General features: G+C 27.4%; 21 protein-coding genes. 2 read left to right on the forward strand and 19 right to left on the reverse strand.

The genetic code is table 11. The features are described from left to right. Positions 1 to 66: 66 nt before the first annotated feature. From uvrA to SPJ33_RS08760, 17 genes are all read right to left on the reverse strand, one after another. Positions 67 to 2,892, reverse strand: coding sequence for an excinuclease ABC subunit UvrA (gene uvrA, locus SPJ33_RS08680; RefSeq protein ID WP_321117571.1), 2,826 nt, complete (start codon positions 2,890 to 2,892; stop codon positions 67 to 69). 291 nt (positions 2,893 to 3,183) lie between these two features. Beyond that, the gene (gene aspT, locus SPJ33_RS08685) at positions 3,184 to 4,845 is read right to left on the reverse strand and encodes an aspartate-alanine antiporter (RefSeq protein ID WP_321117572.1); all 1,662 of its coding nucleotides are present in this window, start codon (positions 4,843 to 4,845) and stop codon (positions 3,184 to 3,186) included. Between the two features lie 31 nt (positions 4,846 to 4,876). Continuing rightward, positions 4,877 to 6,469, reverse strand: coding sequence for a bifunctional aspartate transaminase/aspartate 4-decarboxylase (locus tag SPJ33_RS08690; RefSeq protein WP_321117573.1), 1,593 nt, complete (start codon positions 6,467 to 6,469; stop codon positions 4,877 to 4,879). Between the two features lie 325 nt (positions 6,470 to 6,794). Further along, positions 6,795 to 8,768 (reverse strand): excinuclease ABC subunit UvrB, encoded by a 1,974-nt coding sequence (uvrB, locus tag SPJ33_RS08695; protein ID WP_321117574.1) that lies wholly within the window; start codon positions 8,766 to 8,768, stop codon positions 6,795 to 6,797. A 144-nt stretch (positions 8,769 to 8,912) separates the two neighbouring features. Next, entirely contained in the window at positions 8,913 to 10,154 is a 1,242-nt protein-coding gene (locus SPJ33_RS08700; RefSeq protein ID WP_414627221.1) for a S41 family peptidase, read from the reverse strand. Positions 10,155 to 10,300: 146 nt separating this feature from the next. Next, complete coding sequence (gene ftsX, locus SPJ33_RS08705) at positions 10,301 to 11,191, reverse strand: permease-like cell division protein FtsX (protein ID WP_321117598.1); 891 nt, start codon at positions 11,189 to 11,191, stop codon at positions 10,301 to 10,303. After that, positions 11,181 to 11,867: a cell division ATP-binding protein FtsE gene (gene ftsE, locus SPJ33_RS08710; protein ID WP_321117575.1), complete on the reverse strand. Its 687-nt coding sequence runs from the start codon at positions 11,865 to 11,867 to the stop codon at positions 11,181 to 11,183. Before ftsE ends, ftsX begins: the two co-directional genes overlap by 11 nt. Before the next feature lie 156 nt (positions 11,868 to 12,023). Further along, complete coding sequence (locus SPJ33_RS08715; protein WP_321117576.1) at positions 12,024 to 12,878, reverse strand: YitT family protein; 855 nt, start codon at positions 12,876 to 12,878, stop codon at positions 12,024 to 12,026. Between the two features lie 169 nt (positions 12,879 to 13,047). Beyond that, positions 13,048 to 13,992, reverse strand: coding sequence for a transketolase family protein (locus SPJ33_RS08720; RefSeq protein ID WP_321117577.1), 945 nt, complete (start codon positions 13,990 to 13,992; stop codon positions 13,048 to 13,050). Between the two features lies 1 nt (position 13,993). Further along, on the reverse strand, positions 13,994 to 14,818 hold the full coding sequence (locus SPJ33_RS08725) for a transketolase (protein ID WP_321117578.1): 825 nt from the start codon (positions 14,816 to 14,818) through the stop codon (positions 13,994 to 13,996). Between the two features lie 244 nt (positions 14,819 to 15,062). Next, positions 15,063 to 15,416 carry a type II toxin-antitoxin system PemK/MazF family toxin gene (locus tag SPJ33_RS08730; protein WP_321117599.1) on the reverse strand — a complete coding sequence of 118 codons (354 nt, stop codon included), beginning with the start codon at positions 15,414 to 15,416 and terminating at the stop codon, positions 15,063 to 15,065. 8 nt (positions 15,417 to 15,424) lie between these two features. Next, complete coding sequence (locus SPJ33_RS08735; protein WP_321117579.1) at positions 15,425 to 15,652, reverse strand: hypothetical protein; 228 nt, start codon at positions 15,650 to 15,652, stop codon at positions 15,425 to 15,427. A gap of 485 nt (positions 15,653 to 16,137) precedes the next feature. After that, positions 16,138 to 16,821: a germination lipoprotein GerS-related protein gene (locus SPJ33_RS08740; protein ID WP_321117580.1), complete on the reverse strand. Its 684-nt coding sequence runs from the start codon at positions 16,819 to 16,821 to the stop codon at positions 16,138 to 16,140. 59 nt (positions 16,822 to 16,880) lie between these two features. Then, complete coding sequence (locus SPJ33_RS08745) at positions 16,881 to 18,377, reverse strand: NAD(P)H-hydrate dehydratase (protein WP_321117581.1); 1,497 nt, start codon at positions 18,375 to 18,377, stop codon at positions 16,881 to 16,883. A 5-nt stretch (positions 18,378 to 18,382) separates the two neighbouring features. Then, a complete protein-coding gene (gene acpS, locus SPJ33_RS08750) occupies positions 18,383 to 18,754 on the reverse strand; it encodes a holo-ACP synthase (protein ID WP_321117582.1) in 372 nt (123 codons plus the stop codon). A gap of 69 nt (positions 18,755 to 18,823) precedes the next feature. Next, positions 18,824 to 19,159: a DUF6514 family protein gene (locus SPJ33_RS08755; protein WP_321117583.1), complete on the reverse strand. Its 336-nt coding sequence runs from the start codon at positions 19,157 to 19,159 to the stop codon at positions 18,824 to 18,826. A 426-nt stretch (positions 19,160 to 19,585) separates the two neighbouring features. Continuing rightward, the gene (locus tag SPJ33_RS08760) at positions 19,586 to 19,936 is read right to left on the reverse strand and encodes a single-stranded DNA-binding protein (RefSeq protein WP_321117584.1); all 351 of its coding nucleotides are present in this window, start codon (positions 19,934 to 19,936) and stop codon (positions 19,586 to 19,588) included. Positions 19,937 to 20,156: 220 nt separating this feature from the next. Between SPJ33_RS08760 and galE the strand changes: the two genes are divergently transcribed. Continuing rightward, complete coding sequence (gene galE / locus SPJ33_RS08765) at positions 20,157 to 21,143, forward strand: UDP-glucose 4-epimerase GalE (protein WP_321117585.1); 987 nt, start codon at positions 20,157 to 20,159, stop codon at positions 21,141 to 21,143. 35 nt (positions 21,144 to 21,178) lie between these two features. On the opposite strand, the gene SPJ33_RS08770 is transcribed toward galE, so the two are convergent. Then, positions 21,179 to 22,024 carry a YihY/virulence factor BrkB family protein gene (locus SPJ33_RS08770; protein ID WP_321117600.1) on the reverse strand — a complete coding sequence of 282 codons (846 nt, stop codon included), beginning with the start codon at positions 22,022 to 22,024 and terminating at the stop codon, positions 21,179 to 21,181. Positions 22,025 to 22,234: 210 nt separating this feature from the next. Next, positions 22,235 to 22,825: a DUF1836 domain-containing protein gene (locus SPJ33_RS08775; RefSeq protein ID WP_321117586.1), complete on the reverse strand. Its 591-nt coding sequence runs from the start codon at positions 22,823 to 22,825 to the stop codon at positions 22,235 to 22,237. A gap of 526 nt (positions 22,826 to 23,351) precedes the next feature. On the opposite strand from SPJ33_RS08775, the gene SPJ33_RS08780 reads away from it, so the two are divergent. Next, entirely contained in the window at positions 23,352 to 23,591 is a 240-nt protein-coding gene (locus tag SPJ33_RS08780; protein ID WP_039311870.1) for an AbrB/MazE/SpoVT family DNA-binding domain-containing protein, read from the forward strand. The last annotated feature ends 83 nt before the right edge of the window (positions 23,592 to 23,674 follow it).

Genomic DNA, 23,674 nt, shown 5'->3' on the forward strand with positions numbered 1-23,674 from the left:
TAGCTTTTAATAAGTAAACTTTTCTAAAAGCTAGTTAACTATTTTATAATATTTTATTTTCTCTGTTTACTTTAATATCTTATTTAGATAATATCCAGTATATGAATTTTCTATATCACATATTTCTTCTGGTGTTCCAACTCCAACAATCGTACCACCTTTATCTCCACCTTCTGGACCTAAATCTATAATATAATCAGCACATTTTATCATATCTAAATTATGTTCTATTACAACAACTGAATTTCCTGCATTCACTAATCTTTGTAGTATTTGAACAAGTCTATTAACATCATCAATATGAAGCCCTGTTGTTGGTTCATCTAAAATATATAAAGTTTTACCTGTACTTCTCTTTGAAAGCTCATATGCAAGTTTTATTCTTTGTGCTTCTCCACCAGATAATTGAGTTGAAGGTTGACCTAATCTTATATATCCAAGACCTACATCATAAAGTGTTTGAAGTTTATTTTTTATTCTTGGTATATTTTCAAAGAATTCTAAAGCTTCTTCTACAGTCATGTTTAATACATCATCTATATTCTTACCCTTATACTTAACTTCTAATGTTTCTCTATTATATCTTTTACCCTTACAAACTTCACATGGAACATATACATCTGATAAAAATTGCATTTCTATTTTTATTATTCCATCACCAGAACATGCTTCGCATCTTCCACCTTTAACATTAAAGCTAAATCTTCCTGGCTTATATCCTCTCATCTTAGCTTCTTGAGTTTGAGAGAATAATTCTCTTATTATATCAAATGTTCCTGTATATGTTGCTGGATTTGATCTTGGAGTTCTTCCTATTGGACTTTGATCTATATCTATTATCTTATCTATATTTTCATATCCTTTTATTTCTTTATGAGCTCCAACTGGATTTTTGCTTTTATTTATAAGCTTATTTAAGCCTTTATAAAGAATTTCGTTTACTAATGTACTCTTTCCAGAACCTGATACTCCTGTAACCATAGTTAGTACGCCTAATGGAAAATCTACAGTTACATTTTTAAGATTATTTTCTTTAGCTTTTGAGACAGTTATCTTATTACCATTTCCTTTTCTTCGTTCTTTTGGTATTTCTATCTTCTTTTCTCCTGTTAAATATTGAGCTGTTATTGAATCTTTGCATTTTTTAATCTCTTCAACTGAACCTGCTGCAACAATATTTCCACCATGTTCGCCAGCTCCTGGTCCAATATCAACGATATAATCTGCCTCTCTCATTGTATCTTCATCATGTTCAACAACTATAACAGTATTACCTACATCTCTTAAATGCTTTAATGTTTTAATTAATCTATCATTATCTCTTTGATGAAGTCCAATACTTGGTTCATCTAATATGTATAAAACCCCCATAAGTGCAGAACCTATTTGAGTTGCAAGCCTTATTCTTTGAGATTCTCCACCTGATAAAGTTCCTGAACTTCTTGAAAGATTTAGATATTCTAATCCTACATTAACTAAAAACTCTAATCTACTAACTATTTCTTTTACTATTTGCTCACTTATTATTTTATTTTTCTCAGAGAACTCAATGTTTTTTATAAAATCTAATTCATCTTGTATTGAAAGTTCTGTAAATTCATATATATTTTTTTCTCCGACAGTTACAGCAAGAGCCTCTTTATTAAGTCTAGCTCCCTTACACTTAGGGCAGTGTTTATCACTCATATACTGTTCTATTTCGCCTTTTATAATATCTGAATTAGTTTCTCTATATCTTCTTTGAAGACTATTAATTTCTCCTTCCCATGCAGAATTATAAGTAGCCTTTACTCCATCTTTTACATAGTCTACCTTAACTCTTTTCCCTTCTGTTCCATATAAAAGCATATTAACTATTTCTTTTGGCAAATCTTTTATAGGTGTATTTAAATCAAATTTATATTCTTTACTCAATGACTTTAAAAACGCAAATGTCCATGAATCTTCTTTTAATCTACCTTCACCCCAATGAGCAAATGCTCCTTGCATAATGCTTAAATCTTTGTTTGGTATTACTAAATCTTCATCTATTTCAATTAATGTTCCAAGACCATCACAGTAATCACATTTACCAAATGGTGAGTTAAATGAAAACATTCTTGGTGATAATTCCTCTATACTAATTCCACAATTAGGACATGCAAACTTTTCGCTATATAATGTATCACTTCCACCTATTTCATTTATTATAATTAATCCTTCTCCTAATTTTAATCCTGTTTCTATAGAATCTGTAAGTCTTCCTTCTATACCTTCTTTAATAACTAGTCTATCTATTACTGCTTCTATGTTATGTTTTTTATTTTTTTCAAGTTTTATATCTTCTTCTGTAAGGTCATATATTTCACCATCTATTCTTGCTCTAACAAAACCACTCTTTTTTATGTTTTCTAATATTTTTTCATGAGCTCCTTTTCTTCCTCTTACAACTGGAGCTAATATTTGTATTTTTGCTCTCTCTTCAAGTTCCATAACCTTATCTATGATTTGGTCTACTGATTGTTGACTTATAACTCTTCCACATTTAGGACAATGTGGTGTACCTACTCTAGCATAAAGAAGTCTTAAGTAATCATATATTTCTGTTATTGTACCTACAGTTGATCTTGGATTTTTACTTGTTGTTTTTTGATCTATTGAAATTGCAGGTGATAAACCTTCTATGTTTTCAACATCAGGCTTATTCATTTGTCCCAAAAATTGCCTTGCATAAGCTGATAATGATTCGACATATCTTCTTTGCCCTTCAGCATAAAGAGTATCAAAAGCTAATGACGATTTACCTGACCCTGAAAGCCCAGTAAATACTACTAATTTATCTCTTGGTATTTCTAAACTAACATTTTTTAAATTATGTACTTTAGCCCCTTTTATTATAATTTTGTCCTTCATATAATAGTACCTCTCTTCTTCAACTATGATTTTATCCTAAGCATATAGATGTAATATTTAAAAAATAATCGAACAAACGTTCCTATAAAATAATTCTAAAGATATCTAATTATATTGTCAATTATATCACTTGTAATTTCTATAATTAAGTTACAAATGCTCTTACTCATTAAATTTTATTAATTATTAAAATTTTAATAAATTTGCTCATATTTAAATTTTATTATGCCCAATAAATAAAATAAAAAAAAGTGATTGCTAAAACGTTGCAACCACTTTTTTTTAATAACATCAAGATAAGAATGCAATAACAAGAGGTCCTAATACAGTAATCAATATATTACCTACTGCATAAGCAGGTGTATAACTTAAAGCAAATATACTGCTTCCATTTTCTTCAGTAATAGCATTTAATGCAGCTGTTATTGTACCTGCACCACAAAGTGAACCAATTATATCTACTGCTTCTAATTTTAATACATACTTTCCAAAGTATACTGAAAGTATATGTGGAATTAAAGATACTAATGCACCTATTAATACAATTGAAAATCCCATTGATTTTAATGCTGGAATAAATGCATTTCCGGATTGTAATCCAACCACAGCAATAAATAGGTTTAATCCCACACTCTTTAAGAACCATCGTGTTGATGATGGTATTTGTCCAATACGTTGATGCTTATTTTGATACCATCCAAAGAATAATCCTGCAAATAATGCTCCACCACCACTTCCAAGAGTTATTGGTATATTATGAATTGTTAATGTTAATGCACCTATTAAAATTCCAACTATAATACCAAATGTCAAATAAGTAACATCTGTTTCTGTACCATTAGTTTTAATATATCCAAACTCTTTTACTATTTTTGATATAGCATGTTTAGGACCAATAAGTTCTAATACATCTCCATTTTTCATTTCTGTTTCGTCTTCTAATTTCTTACCATTTCTTTTAACTGATTTTATCATTATATTATTGCTATATAAATCTTTTAAATTTTTTATATTAAATTCTTTAGTTAGCATTATTTCTGATTTTTGTAATGGTATGTTCATATATTTTTCATCAGCTATTTCTGATAACCCATTATTAGAAGCTTCTACAATGTCTGTTAAATCTCCTATTAAAGTAATATAATCACCTGAATTTATAAGTGTATTTTGATCAAAATCAGTATCTTGTCCATTTTTAAATATCTTTTCAAAAGTAATTTTATTTTTAAAGTCTTTTTCTATGTTAGCTACTGATTTTCCTACATATGTTGAATTTTCATTAACTAAAAAAGAACGCATTTTTATATTACTTATTATGCTTGAACCATCTGCATTATCCCCTGTAAAGTGTAGTTTTTCAATCATTTTCTTTGTTTCTTCTTTTAAATTTACACGTAAAAGCACTGGTGCAATGTTCTTTAAAAATATAAGTACTCCTACTGTCCCAAATACATATGTTATTGCATATGCAATTGCAACCTTAGATTGCATAACTGATTTTGCAGCACTTGAAATATTAAGTGAATTTATAGCTGATGATGATGTTCCTATTACTGCTGATTGAGTTAAAGAACCTGCAATTATACCAGCACCTTCTCCTGCATCTACATGGAATAATTTAAAACAAATCATAGCTGCTATAAATGCAAATACACTAAAAAATACTGCATGAATAATAACCTTTATACCTGATTTTTTTAAACTATTTACAAAAGCTGGTCCAACTTCATATCCTATTGTAAAAATGAAAAAACTAAAAAATATGTTTTTTACTACTGGTGATATATTAAATATCCCAAAATGTCCTACTATTAATCCAATTATAAGCGTCCCAACAGTTGATCCTAAGCTAAATGATTTAACCTTAAATTTTCCTATCAGATAACCAAGTGCTAAGCAAAAGAATATTGCTACACTTGGATTCTTTTCTAAAAAACTAATAATCACCCTCATATAAAATCACCTTCTGTATTTACTAACATTTTTATAGATTGTATTTTTCCTTATAGTCGCTATAATATTCAGAAATTAATTCTAATACTTGTTCTCCTATCTTTTTATACGCTTCATTTGGAAGATTAGCTTCTGATACTCTTAAAGTTCCTGGTTTTGCTCCAAATCCTACACCTTCCATTAGTACAACACCATTTTTTTCTGCTAATTTTAATAAGAAATCAATTGGTTCAAATTCCTTTTGTAGATATTCTTTAAACTTAGTATCATAATGCTTTTCTGCTAAACTATATACATCTATTATTGAATAGTATTTTGCATTTTCTCTACTATTATCTTCATCAATACCTATTGTTGAGAATAAATCATGATATCTTGCTCCTACTAATTTTTTAGAAGCTTCGATGTATGGATCTTTTTCTTTTGTAAGTATTGCTGTTGATGCAAATAAAGCCATCATAACTTGTTGTGGTGTAGATAAACCTGATGTATGATAAAGTCCTATTGAACGACTATCTGCAACTAAACGATCAATGAACTTTAATTCACGTGGGTTTAAAGTTACAAGTCCATATCTTTTATCAAGCATTTCTCGTTCTTCTTCTTTAAGATTTCCTATCAGTCTATCAAACACATTATCTTCATTTACAGCTATTAATCCAATTCTCCAACCAGTTGATCCATATAATTTTGAGAATGAATAAACAAGTAAAGTATTATGTGGTGCAACACTATAAACTGTTTGGAATTCATTTACGAATGTACCATAAACATCATCTGTTATGATGATTAAATCCTTACGCTTTTCAACAATCTTAGCTATCGCATCTAAAGTTTGCTTATCTAATGCTTTAGAACCTGGATTTGAAGGATTTACAAGAAATAAAGCTTTTACGCTCTTATCTTCTAATTTTGATAATTCATCTACAGACATGCTCCATTTATTTTCTTCTTTAGATCTTAAATCTACTTCTACCATTTCATAATCATTGAGTTCTGGAATTTGTAAGTATGGTGTAAATATTGGTGTATTAATTGCAATTTTATCTCCTTCTTTTATTAACTTATTTTCTTTAAGTGAATTAAAGATATAGCAAATTGCTGCTGTACCACCTTCTGTTGGAAATACTTTTGTTTGATCTTTAAGATTTACACCATTATATAATTCCTTTTGTAGATACACATTTAAAATCTTTTCAACATTAACTAAGCAACGACTTGGAACAGGATAATTATTACCAATTGCACCATCAACTAATTCTTTAACTAATTCATCGCCATCTATTTTTAAATTATTTATATGATATTTAATCATATCTTTTAAGAACCTATCTGTATCATTATTATCATTTAAGAATGATTCAAATCTTTCCTTAATCCCTTTTAATGTTGTATAACCAGCTAAATCCCCATTATGCATTGTTCTTTCAGATTCTAAAACTCCAAATTCAACAATTCTCCCAAAAGCTAATCTAGCCTTAGTATTAATCCAATTAGGATTCCCTCTACCTGCATTTAAAAATACATTATGCTTCTCATTATTTTGAGCAAGCTTTAACATATCATTGCTAATTTCAAAAGCTCCTAACCCTTCTAATTTTTTTTCATATTCTTTTGTGATCATTTTCCTCACTCCTTTAATATTTAGTTCCCTTTGACTTAAATATTAGTTTTATACAAAAATAATCACCTAAATTAAATATATGCTTAAAATTTACCCGTGTTTTTATATTACCATTTATAGTAATTTTTTTAAATCTATAAATATTTAATTCTCTAAAATTTTACGCATCAATATTAATAAAATTTAATCTTATCACTTATAATTCTACTAATTTATCTCATATTTCCAAATATTTTTCTACTTATTATAATTATTACATTATTTTGTTTAAACTTTGTGAATTATTAAAAATAATTTAAATAAAAAAGACTAAAGGAGGTCTCCTTTAATCTTTTAAAGCCTTTATCATATCCCTAAGTTCAGCTGCTCTTTCAAATTGAAGATTCTTTGAAGCATACATCATTTCATCTGTATATTTCTTAATTAGTTTTTCTTTTTCTTTCTTAGTAAGCTTCTTAGGTTGATTTTCTATTTCATGTTTAGTTTCTTCCTCAGCAGCCTTTGTTGCCTCAATTACTTCCCTTACATCTTTTATAATTGTCTTAGGAATAATATTATGTTCTTCATTATATTGTTTTTGAATTTCTCTTCTTCTCTCTGTTTCTTTAATTGCTCTATCCATTGAACCAGTTATATTATCTGCATACATTATAACTTTACTTTCAGAGTTTCTTGCAGCTCTTCCTATCGTTTGTATAAGCGAAGTCTCAGATCTTAAAAAACCTTCTTTATCTGCATCTAATATTGCAACCAAAGCAACTTCAGGGATATCAAGTCCTTCTCTTAGAAGATTTATTCCAACTAAAACATCATATTTACCTAGTCTTAAATCCCTTATTATTCTCATTCTTTCAATTGTATCTATATCAGAATGCATATATGTAGTTTTAACGCCAAGCTCTGTCAAATACTTTGTTAAATCCTCTGCCATTTTCTTAGTTAAAGTCGTAATAAGAGTTCTAAATCCTTTTTCTGTTGTCTTCCTTATTTCTCCATATAAATCATCTATTTGACCAGTAACTGGCTTTATGACTATTTCAGGATCTAATAATCCAGTAGGTCTTATTATTTGTTCTGCAACCACTTTTGCATGTTCTTCTTCATACTTAGATGGTGTTGCACTTACAAATACAACTTGATTTATTTTTTCTTCAAATTCCTTAAACTTTAATGGTCTATTATCATATGCACATGGAAGCCTAAATCCATATTCAACTAAAGAATCTTTTCTTGATTTATCTCCTGCATACATAGCTCTAACTTGCGGAAGTGTTACATGACTTTCATCTATAAACATTAAATAATCATCTTTTGGGAAGTAATCAAGTAATGTCTTAGGTGGAGTTCCTGGCGCTCTTCCATCTAATATTCTAGAATAGTTTTCTATCCCACTACAATATCCCATTTCTCTTATCATTTCTATATCAAAATTAGTTCTTTGTCTTAATCTTTGAGCTTCTAATAATTTATCCTCAGCATTTAAAACTCTTAATCTTTCTTCAAGTTCTTCTTCAATTATGTTAATAGATCTTTCTAATACTTCTTTTGAAGCAGCAAAGTGAGATGCTGGATATATTTGAGCATGATTTCTTTCCCCTAATATTTTTCCTGTCAATACATCAAATTCTCTTATCCTATCAATTTCATCTCCAAAAAATTCAACTCTTATCCCTTTATTTGAAGATGAGGCTGGAATAATATCTAAAGAATCTCCTCTAACTCTAAATGTTCCTCTTGAAAAATCAATATCATTTCTTTCATATTGAATTTCTATAAGTTTTCTTATTATCTCATCTCTATCTTTTTGCATTCCAGTTCTAAGACTTATTGTAAGCTTTTTATATTCTTCTGGGTTACCAAGACCATATATGCAGGATACTGATGCTACTATGATAACATCCTTTCTTTCAAAAAGAGCTGATGTAGCAGAGTGGCGAAGTTTATCTATTTCATCATTTATAGAAGCATCCTTTTCTATGAATGTATCTGTTTGTGGCACATATGCTTCTGGTTGATAATAATCATAATATGACACAAAGTATTCTACTATACTGTCTGGAAAAAATTCTTTAAATTCAGAACAAAGCTGTGCCGCTAATGTTTTATTATGAGCTAATACAATAGTTGGCTTTTGAACTCTTTCTATTATATTTGCCATAGTAAATGTTTTTCCAGATCCCGTAACTCCTAAAAGAGTTTGAAATTCATTTCCTGAATTTATTGATTCAACTAATTTATCTATAGCCTTTGGTTGATCTCCCATAGGCTTAAATTTAGATTTTATCTTAAATTCTCCCATTTTCTCACCTCAATTTAACGCAAAATATATATACTTAATTTTTTAGTAAATTTAATCTTATTTATACATTAGCCCAAAAATTATTCTTTTGCAATATACATTAAATTATAAAAGAGAGTGCTAAATCAGCACTCTCTTAAAATATTATTTATTCACTTTTTTATTTATAATTTCTAAAGCTTTTTTAAGTTGATTATCTTTATCCTTGCTATAATTTGAACTTGAAACCTCTTTAGAAAATTCAACAACTTCATCTGGTTTTATTCCTTTATGATGAATATTTTCTCCATTTGGAGTATAGTACTTTGATATTGTAACCTTTAATGCACTTCCATCATTAAATTGAACTGGTGCTTGAACTATACCTTTACCGAAAGTATTAGTACCAACTATAGTTGCAACCTTATAATCTCTTAATGCCCCTGTAACAACTTCTGATGCACTTGCACTTCCTCCATCAACAAGAACAACCAATGGCATACCTTCAGCTATTCCACCTTTTGAAACTTCTTCAGTTTTATTGTCATATTTATCTACTGTATATGTTATAAGCTTTCCCTTAGGAATAAATTGTGATGCAACTCCAACTGCTTCTGATAAGTAACCCCCTGGGTTTCCTCTTAAATCTAGTATCATCCCTTTCATTCCCTTAGCTTTTAAAGCTTCTATTTCCTTTTTAAAGTCATTTGTTACATTAGCATTAAATGATGTAATTTGTATATATCCAATATTTTTTTCAATCATTTCACCTTTTACTGAGTCTGTTTTTACAGTATCTCTCATAACTTTAATATCAAAGGGAGCATCTTTTCCTCTTTGAATAGTTAATGTTATTTCTTCTTTTTTCTTACCAGTTATTAAAGAAGTCGCTTTCTCTACATCAGATTCAACCTTTTGACCATTTACAGCTACAATAATGTCATCACTTTTAATTCCAGCCTTTTCAGCAGGAGAACCTTCTATAGGAGATATTACTGTTACTTTTCCATTTTTAACACCAACATAAACTCCTATCCCCATATATTCACCTGAATTTTGCTCATTGAATTTTTTAAACTCATCTTTATTCATATATACTGTATATGGATCACCTAAGGAATTTACCATTCCTTTAATAGCACCTTCTAATGCTACTTTATCATCAATTTTGCCATCATAATTTTTAATTAATGCATCTCTAACTTCAAATAATTCTTTATATTTATCTATGTTTCCAAATTCATTAAATGTATTACTTACCTTAGAATTAGTTGATGCAAGTACTAATCCTTTTGTTGCAAAGATATTACCTATATAAAAACTTCCAAAACATAAACAAATAACAAGTATTGCTCCTACTATTATATAGATTAGCCTGTTATTGTTTTTATTACTTCCTTGCCTCATTAAAAACAACATCCTTTCTAAAATTTAAACACTATGTTCGTTTTAAAGTATAACTTAAAATCCCTAATTTTTCCACATTAAAATAAACTCAGTAAGTTTATTCTTACTGAGTTTATTTTAATACAATTTATTCAATTTTATGCATTTTATACTATTAAGAATTTTCTTAATGAAGCATAACTTGAAACTCCACCAATTACTAATCCACCTAATGCAAATTGCCATAATAATGTTGTTCCAACATAGCTTACAGGTACTAATGAAATATATAACATTTTTCCTGCTATCCAACTAACTGCACCCTTATATAATAAGAATACTAATCCAGTTGATAATAATGAACCTATAAGTCCTATTATCATACCTTCAATTATAAATGGCCATCTTATAAACCAGTCTGTTGCACCTACAAATTTCATTATACCAACTTCTCTTCTTCTTGAGTAAACTGTTAACTTTGTAGTGTTCATTATTAAGAATACTGCAACACCAACTAATATAATAAATAATACTGCTCCTAATACCTTAACAGCATTTACAACCTTAGTTATTGTATTTATAAGATCTTGTTGGTTACCTATACTTTCAACTCCAGCTAAATCTTTAACTGCATCAGATACTGATTTTGCATAACTTGCATCATCTAACTTAACTACAAATGACGCTGGGAATGGATTTTTTTGTAGACTATATCCTTCTAATAATCCTTTATTATCCTTTGTATTTTCTTCAAAGTTTTTAAAAGCTTCATCTTTTGATTCATAATGAACTTCTTTAACTCCTGGAAGCTCATTTAACTTAATTTCTACTTCTCTTTGTTCAACTAATTTAATATCATCTTTTAGGAATACCTTAAGCTCAACTTTTGATTGAACATCATCAAGAGCTAATCCTACATTTTTAGTTACAAGTACAAATACACCTAATACAAAGAATGTTATAAGTACTGTAATAATTGAAGCAAAACAAATTGTTTTATTTCTTTTTAAGCTCTTAAAGGCAGTCGAAATAAAATGATTAACCGTATTAATTTTCATCATTATACCTACCTTTCTTCTCATCTCTTACAATATGTCCATTTTCAATAGCTATAACTCTTTTTTTCATGTCATTAACTATTTCTTGAGCATGTGTTGCCATAAGAACTGTTGTACCAGCCTTATTTATATCATCTAAAAGTCCCATTATTTCATTTGATGTATCTGGGTCTAAGTTACCTGTAGGTTCATCCGCAATTAAGACTGTTGGATTATTAACTATTGCTCTAGCTAATGATACTCTTTGCTGTTCCCCCCCTGATAGTTCATGTGGGAACATCTTGTACTTATGTGATAATCCAACTAATGATAATACCATAGGTACTCTTCTTCTTATTTCTTTTGGTGTAGCTTCAACTACTTTCATAGCAAATGCTACATTTTCATAAACATTTAAATTTGGTATTAATCTAAAATCTTGGAATACCATTCCTATCTTTCTTCTATAGTAAGGTGTTTGTTTTCTTTTTATTTCTGCTAAGTCTTTTCCAGCTACTATTAGTTGTCCTGAAGTAGGCTCAACCTCTTTTAATATCATCTTTATGAATGTTGATTTACCAGCTCCAGATGGTCCAACTAAAAATACAAATTCCCCTGATGCTATTTCTACGTTAACATCTGTTAGAGCTTTTACATTATTATCATAAACTTTAGATACATTCTTAAATTCTATCATCTCTAAACACTCCTTATATATTTGGACTTACTATATAAACCCCTTGTCCATTATATAAACTCATTATATCATATGTCATATGACATATAATATAAAATTTTATTAAGTTTTTTTATATTAGTGGCAAATTCAACAAAATTAATGAATTTTTTAAGTTTATACATTGTCTAATTCAGTAAATCCTTCTCCTAAAACTTCATGTACTTCTCCAACAGTAATAAATGCTTTATCATCTACTTCTCTTATGTGATTTTTTAATTTTATAAACTCATTTCTATTCAATATTGTGTATATAACAAAATTTTCTTTCTTAGAAAAACCTCCAACACCTTTTAAACATGTACATCCTCTTTCAAGTTCATTTAAAATAAAGTCACTTATCTTATCTGAATGTTGACTTATTATAATTACTTGCTTACAAGTATTAAATCCTTCAATAAATTTATCAACTGCAATTCCTAATATAATTACACTTAGTATTGAATAAAATCCTAAATCTAATCCAAATACATAAGCCCCTAAAAGTGTAATTATAAGATCTACCAATAAAAGTGCTTTACCAATATCCATGTGGAAAAATTTATTAAGTAACTTTGCTAATATATCAGTTCCGCCTGTTGACGCATTTTTATTAAATACTAATGCCATTCCAAATGCAGAAATTAAAGTTCCAAAAATAGTTGCTATCATTAAGTCTTTTGATATTGCAAAAGGATTTAAAAATTTTTCTATAATCCACATTATAAGTGATAAAACTAAACTTGAATATATTGTCCTACCTCCAAAATTTCCATCAATAAATAAAAATGCAACTCCGAATAATATTATATTTATTATTAATGTAATTATTCCAACTCCAATTCTAGGGAAAAAATTATTTATAACAATTGCTAAACCTGTAACTCCACCAGCTGCTAAATTATTTGGTGCAAAGAAATATTCTACAGAAATAGCAACAAGAATAATTCCAAAAGTCATTATTCCATATTCTTTTATTATATTTTTCTTCATATTAACACCCCAAATTATGTATTTTAAATTATGATATTATTTTTCCTAATTAAAAAAATACTATTCTATTTACCTAAAACTTTACTCTTTAATTATAAGTTTTATTATAGTCAAAATGGCAACATAGTATAACTGCTATGTTGCCACTTAAAATTTAATTTGTATTATACTATTTTTTTAAACTAATTGCCTTCTTAGCTTTTTTAGCTATATCTTTTGCTGTTAATCCATATGCTTCTAATAATTCATCTGGCTTTCCGCTTTCACCAAACTTATCTTGAACACCAACTTTTAATACTGGTACTGGATATTCTTCGCTTAAAACCTCAGATACTGCTGATCCTAAACCGCCTATAACACTATGTTCTTCAGCAGTTACTAAAGCACCTGTTTCCTTTGCTGCTTTAACTAATAAATCTTTGTCTATTGGCTTAATTGTGTGTATGTTTATAACTCTAGCTTCTATTCCGTCTTTAGCTAACATATCTGCTGCTTCTATAGCCGCATCAACCATTATACCTGTAGCAACTATTGTTACATCATTTCCTTCTTTTAATGAAACGCCTTTTCCAAGTTCAAATTTATAAGTATCCTTATCATTTACTACATTTACAGCAGCTCTACCAAGTCTTACATAGCAAGGTCCATTAAACTCTGCAATAGCTTTTATTACTGCTTCAGCTTCAACAGCATCAGCTGGATTTATAACTGTCATGTTTGGAATACTTCTCATTAAAGATATATCTTCAATTGCTTGGTGAGATGCACCATCTTCACCAACTGTTAATCCTGCATGAGTTGCACAAATCTTTACATTTAAATTTGGATAACATATTGAGTTTCTTATTTGTTCAAAAGCTCTTCCTGCTGCAAACATTGCAAAAGTACTTACATAAGGAATTTTGCCACAAGTTGACATACCTGCTGCAACACCCATCATATTAGCTTCAGCTATTCCCATATTAAAGAATCTTTCTTTTGCAACTGATTTAAATTCTGCAGTTTTTGTTGATTTTGAAAGGTCAGCATCTAATACAACTACATTTTCATTTATTGATGCTAATTCTTTTAATGCTTTTCCGTAAGCTTCTCTTGTTGCTATTTTATTACTCATATTATTGTTCCCCTCCAATTTCTTCTAAAGCTTTTTCACATTGTTCTCTGTTAGGAGCAGTTCCATGCCATGCTGCTTCATTTTCCATAAATGAAACACCTTTTCCTTTTACAGTTTTACAAACTATTGCTGTTGGTTGTCCTTTATGATTCTTAGCTTTTTCAATCGCATCTAAAATTTCATCATAATTATGTCCATCTATAACTAATACATTCCATCCGAATGCTTCAAACTTCTTATCTATTGGAGAAGGATTCATTACTTCTGTAATATCTCCATCAATTTGTAGACCATTAAAATCTATAAATATTGTTAAATTATCTAAATTATAATGTGCTCCTGACATAGCAGCTTCCCATACTTGACCTTCTTCTAATTCTCCATCTCCAAGTAATGAGTAAACTCTATAATTCTTATTATCAAGTTTTCCAGCTAACGCCATTCCTACAGCTGCTGATATTCCTTGACCTAATGAACCTGTTGACATATCAATTCCAGGAAGATCATTCATATTAGGATGACCTTGAAGATTAGATCCTATCTTTCTTAATGTATTTAATTCTTTAGGATCAAAGAAACCTCTTCTTGCTAAAGCACTATATAATGCTGGTGCTGCATGACCTTTTGATAAAACAAATCTATCTCTATCTTCCATTTTAGGATTTTTAGGATCTATGTTCATTTCATTAAAGAACAATGTAGTTATAATATCAGTTGCAGATAATGATCCACCTGGATGTCCTGAAGCTGATTCTGTTAGCATTGATACTATATCTTTTCTTATAATTTTAGCTATATTAATTAGCTCTTCTTTATTCTTTTTCATTTTATGTCCTCCTAGTTTAATTTAACATTTATAGATTTAGTTTTCCGTTTTTTACATGAATTATTTTACCATATATTTAACTGCTTGTATACACTATAATACATAATACTTTTTAAATAGTATCGTATATTTAATTATTTAGTATATACTAATAATCTATAATGTATATTATTTTTTTAATAAACATCACAAAATAACAAAAGCTACACAGATGTAATCATCTGCGTAGCTCTTTTTTAATTATCTAAATTAAATTTAAACTTATAAGTAAAGCTTTATTAACTTTTTTCATATCCTCTTCAGTCATATGACCAATCTTCTCTTTCAATCTTCTCTTGTCTAAAGTTCTAACTTGTTCTAATAATACAACTGAATCTCTATTTAACCCATATTCCTCTGAAGATATTTCAACATGTGTAGGTAATTTAGCTTTATTAATTTGAGATGTTATAGCCGCAATAATAACAGTTGGACTATATCTATTACCTATATCATTTTGAATAATTATCACAGGCCTTATGCCACCTTGTTCCGACCCTATAACCGGACTTAAATCAGCATAAAATATATCGCCTCTTTTTACTACCATAGTCGTCATAAGAATTATCACTCTCCGCAAAGCCATGCCTCATAATCATCAATATCAACTAGTTCACGTTCTGTCATCGAAGCTAATTGTAAATTTATAAAAGCCATTTCTTGGTATCCCTTTTTCATAACCTTTTCCATATCTTTATTAAATTTATCATCTATATATAATATTACGTTATCAGTATTATATTTACAATTATTTCTCTCTAAATACAATTTTTTTAATTCCTTTTGACATGACATGATAATCCCTCCTATTTATCAAAGAGTTTTTATGTATATTTAATTATATATAAAAATATGTCATTGTGTCAAAGGATTTGTAATATTTGTTCTACTTTGTTCTAATTTGTAATAATATGCAAATATTTTTTAATAATCGCATTAATTTTCCTACAATTTATAATATGCTTGTCTATAAATTGCATAAATTTATCTTTAATATTATCAAAATCTAAAATATATTAATAATATAATCTCACTTAAATTTAAATGTGGTCTCCATCACTTATGTACATTACTTTTTTGCTTCATTTAAGATGAACTATATTGTTTTTTAATGTTACTTAATTGGCTTATTTTATTTTTATTGATTAAATAATATATAAATATCATTCTTTATTTTTTTACTTCTCAATATTACAATATCCAAAAATTTTTATAATTGTCCCTTATCTTTTGTAATTTTTTATTTATTCTTACTGTTACCTAATAAATATTAATTTTATTTAATACTTAATCTCAAAATTTTCTTCCTCATATGTAATATCTTTATTAAATTCTCTATATTCTATTTTAACTCTTTCTGAGCCTTTATTGTCATAAATTTTTATTAACAATGGTTGTTTTTTAGATTTATCTATATATAAAGTAGCTTTATCTAAATGATTATTGTTTGTTATTAAATCAAAATCTACTTTTAAATATTGTAAATCTCCCCATTCTTGTTGTCCTTCAGATACTTCCAAAACAGGATTTTTAAATATTTCACTCATTACACCTAATGGATATAAACTATCTAAATCTCTTTTTACTTCATATTTTTCATTTTTCTTATTATATGCCATTACTATTTTATCTTCATAATAAAGTTTTGTAAGTTCTTCTCCAAAATCTATTCTAAATCCATGATCATCAAAAAATAAAATTTTAGTTTTTTCATTATATGTTGCTCTATTATTACTTATTGTGTATTCAGCAATAGTATCATATTTTTTCATGTTTTTTACATGTTCTATTATTTCTTCATTTGTTGGAGCTACAGCATGCCTAAATAAAATTGCTAAAATTATAGATATAAAAGGTATTATCATTAACAATGTAATTAGTATGTTTCTCTTTATATGACTTTTCTTTTTTATATCTTTTTCTTTGTTATTAATTGATTTTTTAGATTTCTTAAAAAATTTCATAATTCCTCCGCCATTTAATTATTCATTAATACTAATATTAAACTTTGAAGGATTTTATTCTAATTTTCACATAATTTTTCTATTGTTTTGGGTAAGTAATCTATTATATCTCTTGCATTTACTATATAATTTGATTTTGATAATTCATCACCTATATACCCATGTACATAAGCACCTAGAAGAGTTGCTTCTATAATATTATTCTTTTGACCTATAAAAGAAGCTATAATTCCAGTTAAGCAATCGCCCATTCCACCAGATGCCATTTTACTGTTTCCTGTTCTATTAATAAATACATTTTCACCATCTGTAATAACTGTATTGTATCCTTTTAATAAAACTATAATATCATTCTCTTTTGCAAATTTTTTAGCAATACAAATTCTATCCTCTTCAACTTCAGCAACACTTTTTCCAACTAATCTAGCCATTTCTCCTGGGTGAGGTGTTATTACAGTTCTTCCCTTTAGTCCACTAATTAAATCTTTATTTTCACTAATTATATTAAGAGCATCGGCATCTAAAACTAAATTGCAATTTGTCTCTTCTATAATTTTCTTTAATATAGCTTTGCTATTTTCACTTTTATCTAGTCCTGGTCCACATGCTATAACATCAAAATTTTCTAAGGTTTTTATATCCTCATAACTTGAATATTCCTGTATCATTGCTTCAATTAATCTGCTTTTTAATGCACTAGCAGCTTCTTTATGTGTCAATAAAGTCACTAATCCACTTCCAGTTCTAACACAAGCTTCTGTTGTTATAAATGCTGCCCCATAATATTTTTCACTGCCTGCAACTATTAATACCTTACCGTAATTTCCTTTATGACCTGTCTTACCTCTTATAGGTATTATTCTTTTATATTTTTCTTTTGATAATATGTAAATTTTTTCACTGTTTTGTTCTTTTATATAATTCGGTATACCTATATTAATTATTTTTATATCTCCAGTTAAATCTATAGCTTTAGTTGCCATAAAACCCTTTTTCATAACTTCAACTGTGCATGTAATATTTGCTTTTACTGCTACATTAAGCTTTTTTCCAGTATTAGCATCCATTCCAGATGGTATATCTACTGCTACTATAAACTTAGAAAATTCATTTATTATTTCTATTATATCTTTATAAATCCCTGAAACATCCCTATTTAATCCAATTCCAAATATAGAATCTACTATATAATCAGAACTTATAATCTTTTCTATTATATATGTTTTAGAAAACTCATCATTTATATTAGTTACAGGTATATTTAAATTTCTAACTATTTGAAGATTTAAATTACAGTCATTAGTTAACTTATTTATATCTCCAATTAAAATCACTTCTACATCTTTACCTAATAAATATAATTTTCTTGCTATTGCTAATCCATCTCCACCATTATTTCCTACACCACAAAAAACAATTATTTTATTTCCAATATTCTTTATAATATTAACTATTTCATTTGCTGCATTTTCCATTAAAACAATTGATGGAATTCCTACCTTATTAATTGTTTCATAATCTATTTTCCTACAATTATCTCTACTTAAAATTTCCATAGAAATTACGCCTCCTCAATTACAACAAATGCAACGGCAGTATCTAAATTATGAGATATAGTAGCATGTATTCTAACTTCCTTGATATTTAAATAATTTAGTATCTTTTCACTTAAAAATACTAAAGGTTTACCTAAATCGTTTCTTAATACTTCAATATCATTAAAAGCAAATCCTCTTATCCCAGTCCCTAAAGCTTTGCTTACTGCTTCTTTTACTGCAAAAGATCCTGCTATAGTTTCTGCTTTTAATTTTCTACTTTTAAAAAATTCAATTTCTTGTTTAGTAAACATTTTTTCTAAGAATCTAGGATTTCTATCAACCGCTTTTTTAACCCTATCTATCTCAATAATATCAGTTCCTATACCAATTATCATCTTAATTTATCCTCCTATGTAATACACTATATATACTACATTTTACTACAAATAAAGATGTTTGTTTTTCTATACTCTAACTATATTTACATCTTCTGAATATATTTTATTAAAATCACTAACATACTCATCAACATAAGGTCCTATTATATCAACTAAATGAATTGGTGATACTTGATTTTCATAAAGCATATTTAATAGTTTGATAACCTTTTCTTTTATGGGTGAAATTAACTCTACTGAATCTTTAAATGAATTTATAATTACATCTCCTTTAACTTCAATCCTTTCTACCTCTATACCAAACACTTCATCTTGTCCCATTAAGCTTTTTACAAGCTTATATTTATATTTTCTTTCAATGCCATTTGTAACTCTAGAAAACATAAATTCTTCTTTTACCATGATAATCCCCCTTTATATCCCATAAATATTTCTTCTAGTACAATATAACATATATATATTGTGAAATATGTCAAAGGGTGTTAATAAAAATACTTTTTTATTGACATGTTTCGTATTTTTACTGATACTATTTTCCATTTATAAGCCAATTTGAGTAATAATTAACTAAAATACACTATATTCTATATTAATATTTAATTTGATTTATAATTATATATTTAATGATAAACTATTATTATTTTTTTATATTTATATATAAAATTTTATAAAAAGTATAAAAAAAAGAGCTATTAAGCTCTTTTTCCTCTCATCTTCCCTAACAACCATAATTGAAACGTGAATACGTTACCACTAATTATAATTTCATTATACCATACAATTTTGTAAAGCTACAATATATTCTAATAATTTTTTGTAAATTTTATATCAATCTGCTAATTTATTTTCTTGATGATTATTTCTTCTACCAACGAATTTAAAATCTTCTAAAGAAACTTCAGCTATATATTTCTTATTTCCTTCTTTATCTTCATAACTTCCTGTTCTTAATCTTCCACTTAAACTTATATAATCACCTTTTTTAAGATATTTACATATAACCTCAGCTTTCTTTCCCCATACAGTTATAGGAATCAAATCAGATTTTCTTGTTCCATCTAAGGACTTAAAACTTCTTTCAACTGCAATAATAAATTTTGAATTGACTTTATCACTATCTTCTAGATATCTAAGTTCAGGGTCCTTTATTAATCTTCCTAGTAATACTATTTTATTCATTTTTCTACCTCCTGAGCAATTATATTTAAAAGTATTACCCTAATAATGGATATTATTCAAACTATACTTAAATTTAGATATTTTTAATTATATTATTATTGCTATAAAAAATTTTAATGATATAATTATTTTGATGGATAATTTTTAATGATATAATTATTTTGGTAGATAATTATTTTATGATGGTAAATAAAGTTATATACAAATAGGAGGACATTATATGGCAATACTAGTTTGCGGAGGTGCTGGCTACATAGGAAGCCACATGGTTGCTGAATTATTAGAAAATGGAAAAGAAGTAGTTGTATTAGACAACTTTGAGAAAGGACATAAAGACGCACTTCTTGGTGGAAAATTATATAAAGGTGATTTAAGAGATAGATCAGTATTAGATAAGATCTTTAATGAAAACGATATAGAAGCTGTAATCGATTTTGCTGCTTATTCTTTAGTTGGAGAAAGTATGACAGAACCACTAAAGTACTTTAATAATAATGTTTATGGAACTATAAGTCTTCTTGAAGCTATGAGAGATCACAATGTAAAATATATTGTTTTCTCATCAACTGCAGCTACTTATGGAGAACCAGATTCAATTCCAATATTAGAAGAAAGTAAAACTGTTCCAACAAATGCTTATGGTGAATCAAAGCTTCTTGTTGAAAAAATATTAAATTGGTGCGATAAAGCTTATGGTATAAAATATACTACACTTAGATATTTTAATGCAGCTGGTGCTCATATAAATGGAAAAATAGGTGAAGATCATTCTCCTGAAACTCATTTAATTCCACTTATATTAGATGTTGCTTTAGGAAAACGTGAAAAAATAATGATATTCGGTGATGATTATGATACTAAAGATGGAAGCTGTATAAGAGATTATATACATGTATCTGATTTAGCTTCAGCTCACTCTCTTGCACTTGAAAGATTAATGAATGGTGGAGAAAGTAGAATTTACAACCTAGGAAACGGAACTGGTTTCTCAGTTAAAGAAATGATTGAAATCGCTAGAAAAGTTACTGGACATCCTATCCCTGCTGAGGTTGCTCCTCGTAGAGCTGGAGACCCTGCAGTTCTTATAGCTTCAAGTGAAAAAGCTATAGAAGAACTTCACTGGAAACCTAAATTTAATAGTGTTGAAACAATAATAGAAACAGCTTGGAAATGGCATCAAAATAATCCTAATGGATATGAAAAATAATTTTTAAATAAAAGAAAGGATATATAAATTATAATTTATATATCCTTTCTTTGTGACTTTTCTAAAATAGAATTCAATTCAACTCCAAATATAAAAACTATTGATGTTATAAAAAGCCAAATCATTAAAACAAATACTGTCCAAATGCTACCATAAAACCTAGAATAATGACTAAAATTATTCACATAAAATGAAAAACCTAATGAAACTACTAACCAACCAATAGTTGATACTATTGCTCCTGGTAATACATTTTTAAATTTAATTCTTTTAGCTGGAGTTAATTTATAGATCATAGCAAATATTATAATCATCATAACAATTACAATTACATATCTTAATATATTCCAAATAAAATCTATAACATATGCAAATGGTAAATATTTATTTAAAATTTCTCCTATAAGTCCACCAAATACAAGCATTAAAAGCGTACTAATTATTGCCAACGCTAAGGCTACAACACTTATCATCCCTATCATAGCCCTTTTTATAAATGATCTATTTTCTTGTATATTGTAAGCTTTATTAACACCTTTTGTTACACCTCTAAAAGCTGAAGAAGCAGACCAAATTGTTAAGATTACTGATACTCCTAATAATCCAGTATGTTGAGAATTTATGACCTCTTCTATCGTGGTACTAGTTAATTCAAATACCGCTGTTGGAAGTATTCTTTGAAGTCCATCTAAAACTTCATTAGAATTTAATTTAATAAAACCTATTAAAGTAACTAAAAAAATTAAAAAAGGAAAAAAAGACAACATTAAATGATATGCTAACTGTGAAGCTAAAGCAAATATATCATCTCTTTTAACCTTAATTATCAGATATAAACATATATCTATCACCGACTTGTTATTAGAGTTCTTTTTCATCATATCACCAATACTATTTTTAATTTTTACTTTCATAATATATCATTTATTTTTATTTATAGCAAAATTATATGCATAAATAACTAGTAATCCATTTTAATTTAAATTCATTTAATCATTAAGGCTTTTTATTATAATATGGTTTTAAACTTTAATATTATACATTAATAAATTATGCAAATAAAAAGATGATGCTAAAGCATCATCTATAAACTATTCTTCATGATATTCACTTACTATCTTCTGAATTATCTTCTTTATTATACTTGCTTGAACTATTAATGATAATACTAATAAAAATGTTCTAACCTTTTCCTGCTCTTTATCATTTAAATTTAATTCTTTAACTATTTTCTCTAATTTTTCTTCCTCATGTATGTATGTTGATAAAAATGAATCTAAAGTTTCTTTTTGATTTTTTGAAAATATCTTATATGCCGCTTCCCATGATATAATATCATCAGATCTATCATTAATTTGATTAAAAGCTAAACTAAATACTTTTTTTATTTCCTCAGTAGTAAGTATAGGTCTCATATAGCTAAGCAATACTAACTGAACTAAATGTATTTTAGTATAACCTCTTTTTTTTCCGTCTTCAGGTTTAGTTATAACTTCACTTTTAATATAATTTTGAACTATATTATTTGTATATTTATCATCTACAAATTTATCATTTAAATAATCAATAACTTGAGATAAAAACAAATCATACTTTGGTAAATCATCATAAGAAATCATATTTCTTTTAGACATCTCTTCAGCAATCTCATTAATATACTCTGCATTAATTTCGTTAATCATTTACTTTCACCTTTACCTCCACATAAGTCTTACTTTTATTATATAGTATGCATAAACTTATTACAAGTTAATTTTAGCATTATTATATTTTTATTCTTTCCTTATTTAATATATTTAATCATATTTTTTATACCTTTATAATTTAATTAAAACCCTTCCCCTTTAAGTTATTGATTTATATTTTATTATTTTAAGTTTTTAATTGATATTCCTTTCATTCTAATTTGATTTTTTATAATTTTTTATTCTCTTTATAGTTTTTTGAATTTTAACTCTTGTAAGCAAGCTATTTTTACCTTTATAATAGTTAGGTGTCAAAATTTAATTTGTAAAGTATTGACATTTCAAAAAATTGGTAGTATATTGTTTGGTATAGTATTTAACAGCAAATTTTGTAATTTAATAAAAGTACTTATTTTTAATGTTGACTTTAAATTACAATTTTGGTAAGATAAATATAGAAATTGTCGAAAAATGAAGTATTTTGCAATTTATAAATAGATGATAATTTTAGGAGGAAACTTTTATGAAATCAACAGGTGTAGTTAGAAGAGTAGACGAATTAGGAAGAATAGTTATTCCAATAGAATTAAGAAGAACTTTAGATATAGCAGAAAAAGATGCTTTAGAAATATATGTAGACGGTGAACAAATCATACTTAAGAAATATGAACCAGCTTGTATCTTCTGTGGTGACGCTAGAGATGTTGTTAACTACAAAGGAAAGAATATCTGCAAGAACTGCTTAGCTGAATTAAAGAGATAATAAAATATTAATATAAATATATTTCCCCTAAAGTATATTTATATTATTATAAAAGCCATCAATTTTAAATTGATGGCTTTTTT

The organism is Clostridium sp. (assembly GCF_034179595.1).
Lineage (GTDB): Bacteria > Bacillota > Clostridia > Clostridiales > Clostridiaceae > Clostridium.

Excerpts from the sequence above, each read along its gene's own strand:
- SPJ33_RS08725 (WP_321117578.1), bottom strand. The coding sequence starts at position 14,818 with ATGAAAAAGAATAAAGAAGAGCTAATTAATATAGCTAAAATTATAAGA.
- SPJ33_RS08715 (WP_321117576.1), bottom strand. The coding sequence starts at position 12,878 with ATGAAGAAAAATATAATAAAAGAATATGGAATAATGACTTTTGGAATT.
- SPJ33_RS08730 (WP_321117599.1), bottom strand. The coding sequence starts at position 15,416 with ATGACGACTATGGTAGTAAAAAGAGGCGATATATTTTATGCTGATTTA.
- SPJ33_RS08755 (WP_321117583.1), bottom strand. The coding sequence starts at position 19,159 with ATGGTAAAAGAAGAATTTATGTTTTCTAGAGTTACAAATGGCATTGAA.
- uvrB (WP_321117574.1), bottom strand. The coding sequence starts at position 8,768 with ATGGGAGAATTTAAGATAAAATCTAAATTTAAGCCTATGGGAGATCAA.
- SPJ33_RS08760 (WP_321117584.1), bottom strand. The coding sequence starts at position 19,936 with ATGAATAAAATAGTATTACTAGGAAGATTAATAAAGGACCCTGAACTT.
- ftsE (WP_321117575.1), bottom strand. The coding sequence starts at position 11,867 with ATGATAGAATTTAAGAATGTATCTAAAGTTTATGATAATAATGTAAAA.
- SPJ33_RS08740 (WP_321117580.1), bottom strand. The coding sequence starts at position 16,821 with ATGAAATTTTTTAAGAAATCTAAAAAATCAATTAATAACAAAGAAAAA.
- SPJ33_RS08770 (WP_321117600.1), bottom strand. The coding sequence starts at position 22,024 with ATGATGAAAAAGAACTCTAATAACAAGTCGGTGATAGATATATGTTTA.
- galE (WP_321117585.1), top strand. The coding sequence starts at position 20,157 with ATGGCAATACTAGTTTGCGGAGGTGCTGGCTACATAGGAAGCCACATG.
- ftsX (WP_321117598.1), bottom strand. The coding sequence starts at position 11,191 with ATGAAAATTAATACGGTTAATCATTTTATTTCGACTGCCTTTAAGAGC.
- acpS (WP_321117582.1), bottom strand. The coding sequence starts at position 18,754 with ATGATAATTGGTATAGGAACTGATATTATTGAGATAGATAGGGTTAAA.
- SPJ33_RS08745 (WP_321117581.1), bottom strand. The coding sequence starts at position 18,377 with ATGGAAATTTTAAGTAGAGATAATTGTAGGAAAATAGATTATGAAACA.
- SPJ33_RS08780 (WP_039311870.1), top strand. The coding sequence starts at position 23,352 with ATGAAATCAACAGGTGTAGTTAGAAGAGTAGACGAATTAGGAAGAATA.
- SPJ33_RS08735 (WP_321117579.1), bottom strand. The coding sequence starts at position 15,652 with ATGTCATGTCAAAAGGAATTAAAAAAATTGTATTTAGAGAGAAATAAT.
- aspT (WP_321117572.1), bottom strand. The coding sequence starts at position 4,845 with ATGAGGGTGATTATTAGTTTTTTAGAAAAGAATCCAAGTGTAGCAATA.
- uvrA (WP_321117571.1), bottom strand. The coding sequence starts at position 2,892 with ATGAAGGACAAAATTATAATAAAAGGGGCTAAAGTACATAATTTAAAA.
- SPJ33_RS08700 (WP_414627221.1), bottom strand. The coding sequence starts at position 10,154 with ATGAGGCAAGGAAGTAATAAAAACAATAACAGGCTAATCTATATAATA.
- SPJ33_RS08690 (WP_321117573.1), bottom strand. The coding sequence starts at position 6,469 with ATGATCACAAAAGAATATGAAAAAAAATTAGAAGGGTTAGGAGCTTTT.
- SPJ33_RS08720 (WP_321117577.1), bottom strand. The coding sequence starts at position 13,992 with ATGAGTAATAAAATAGCAACAAGAGAAGCTTACGGAAAAGCATTAAAA.
- SPJ33_RS08775 (WP_321117586.1), bottom strand. The coding sequence starts at position 22,825 with ATGATTAACGAAATTAATGCAGAGTATATTAATGAGATTGCTGAAGAG.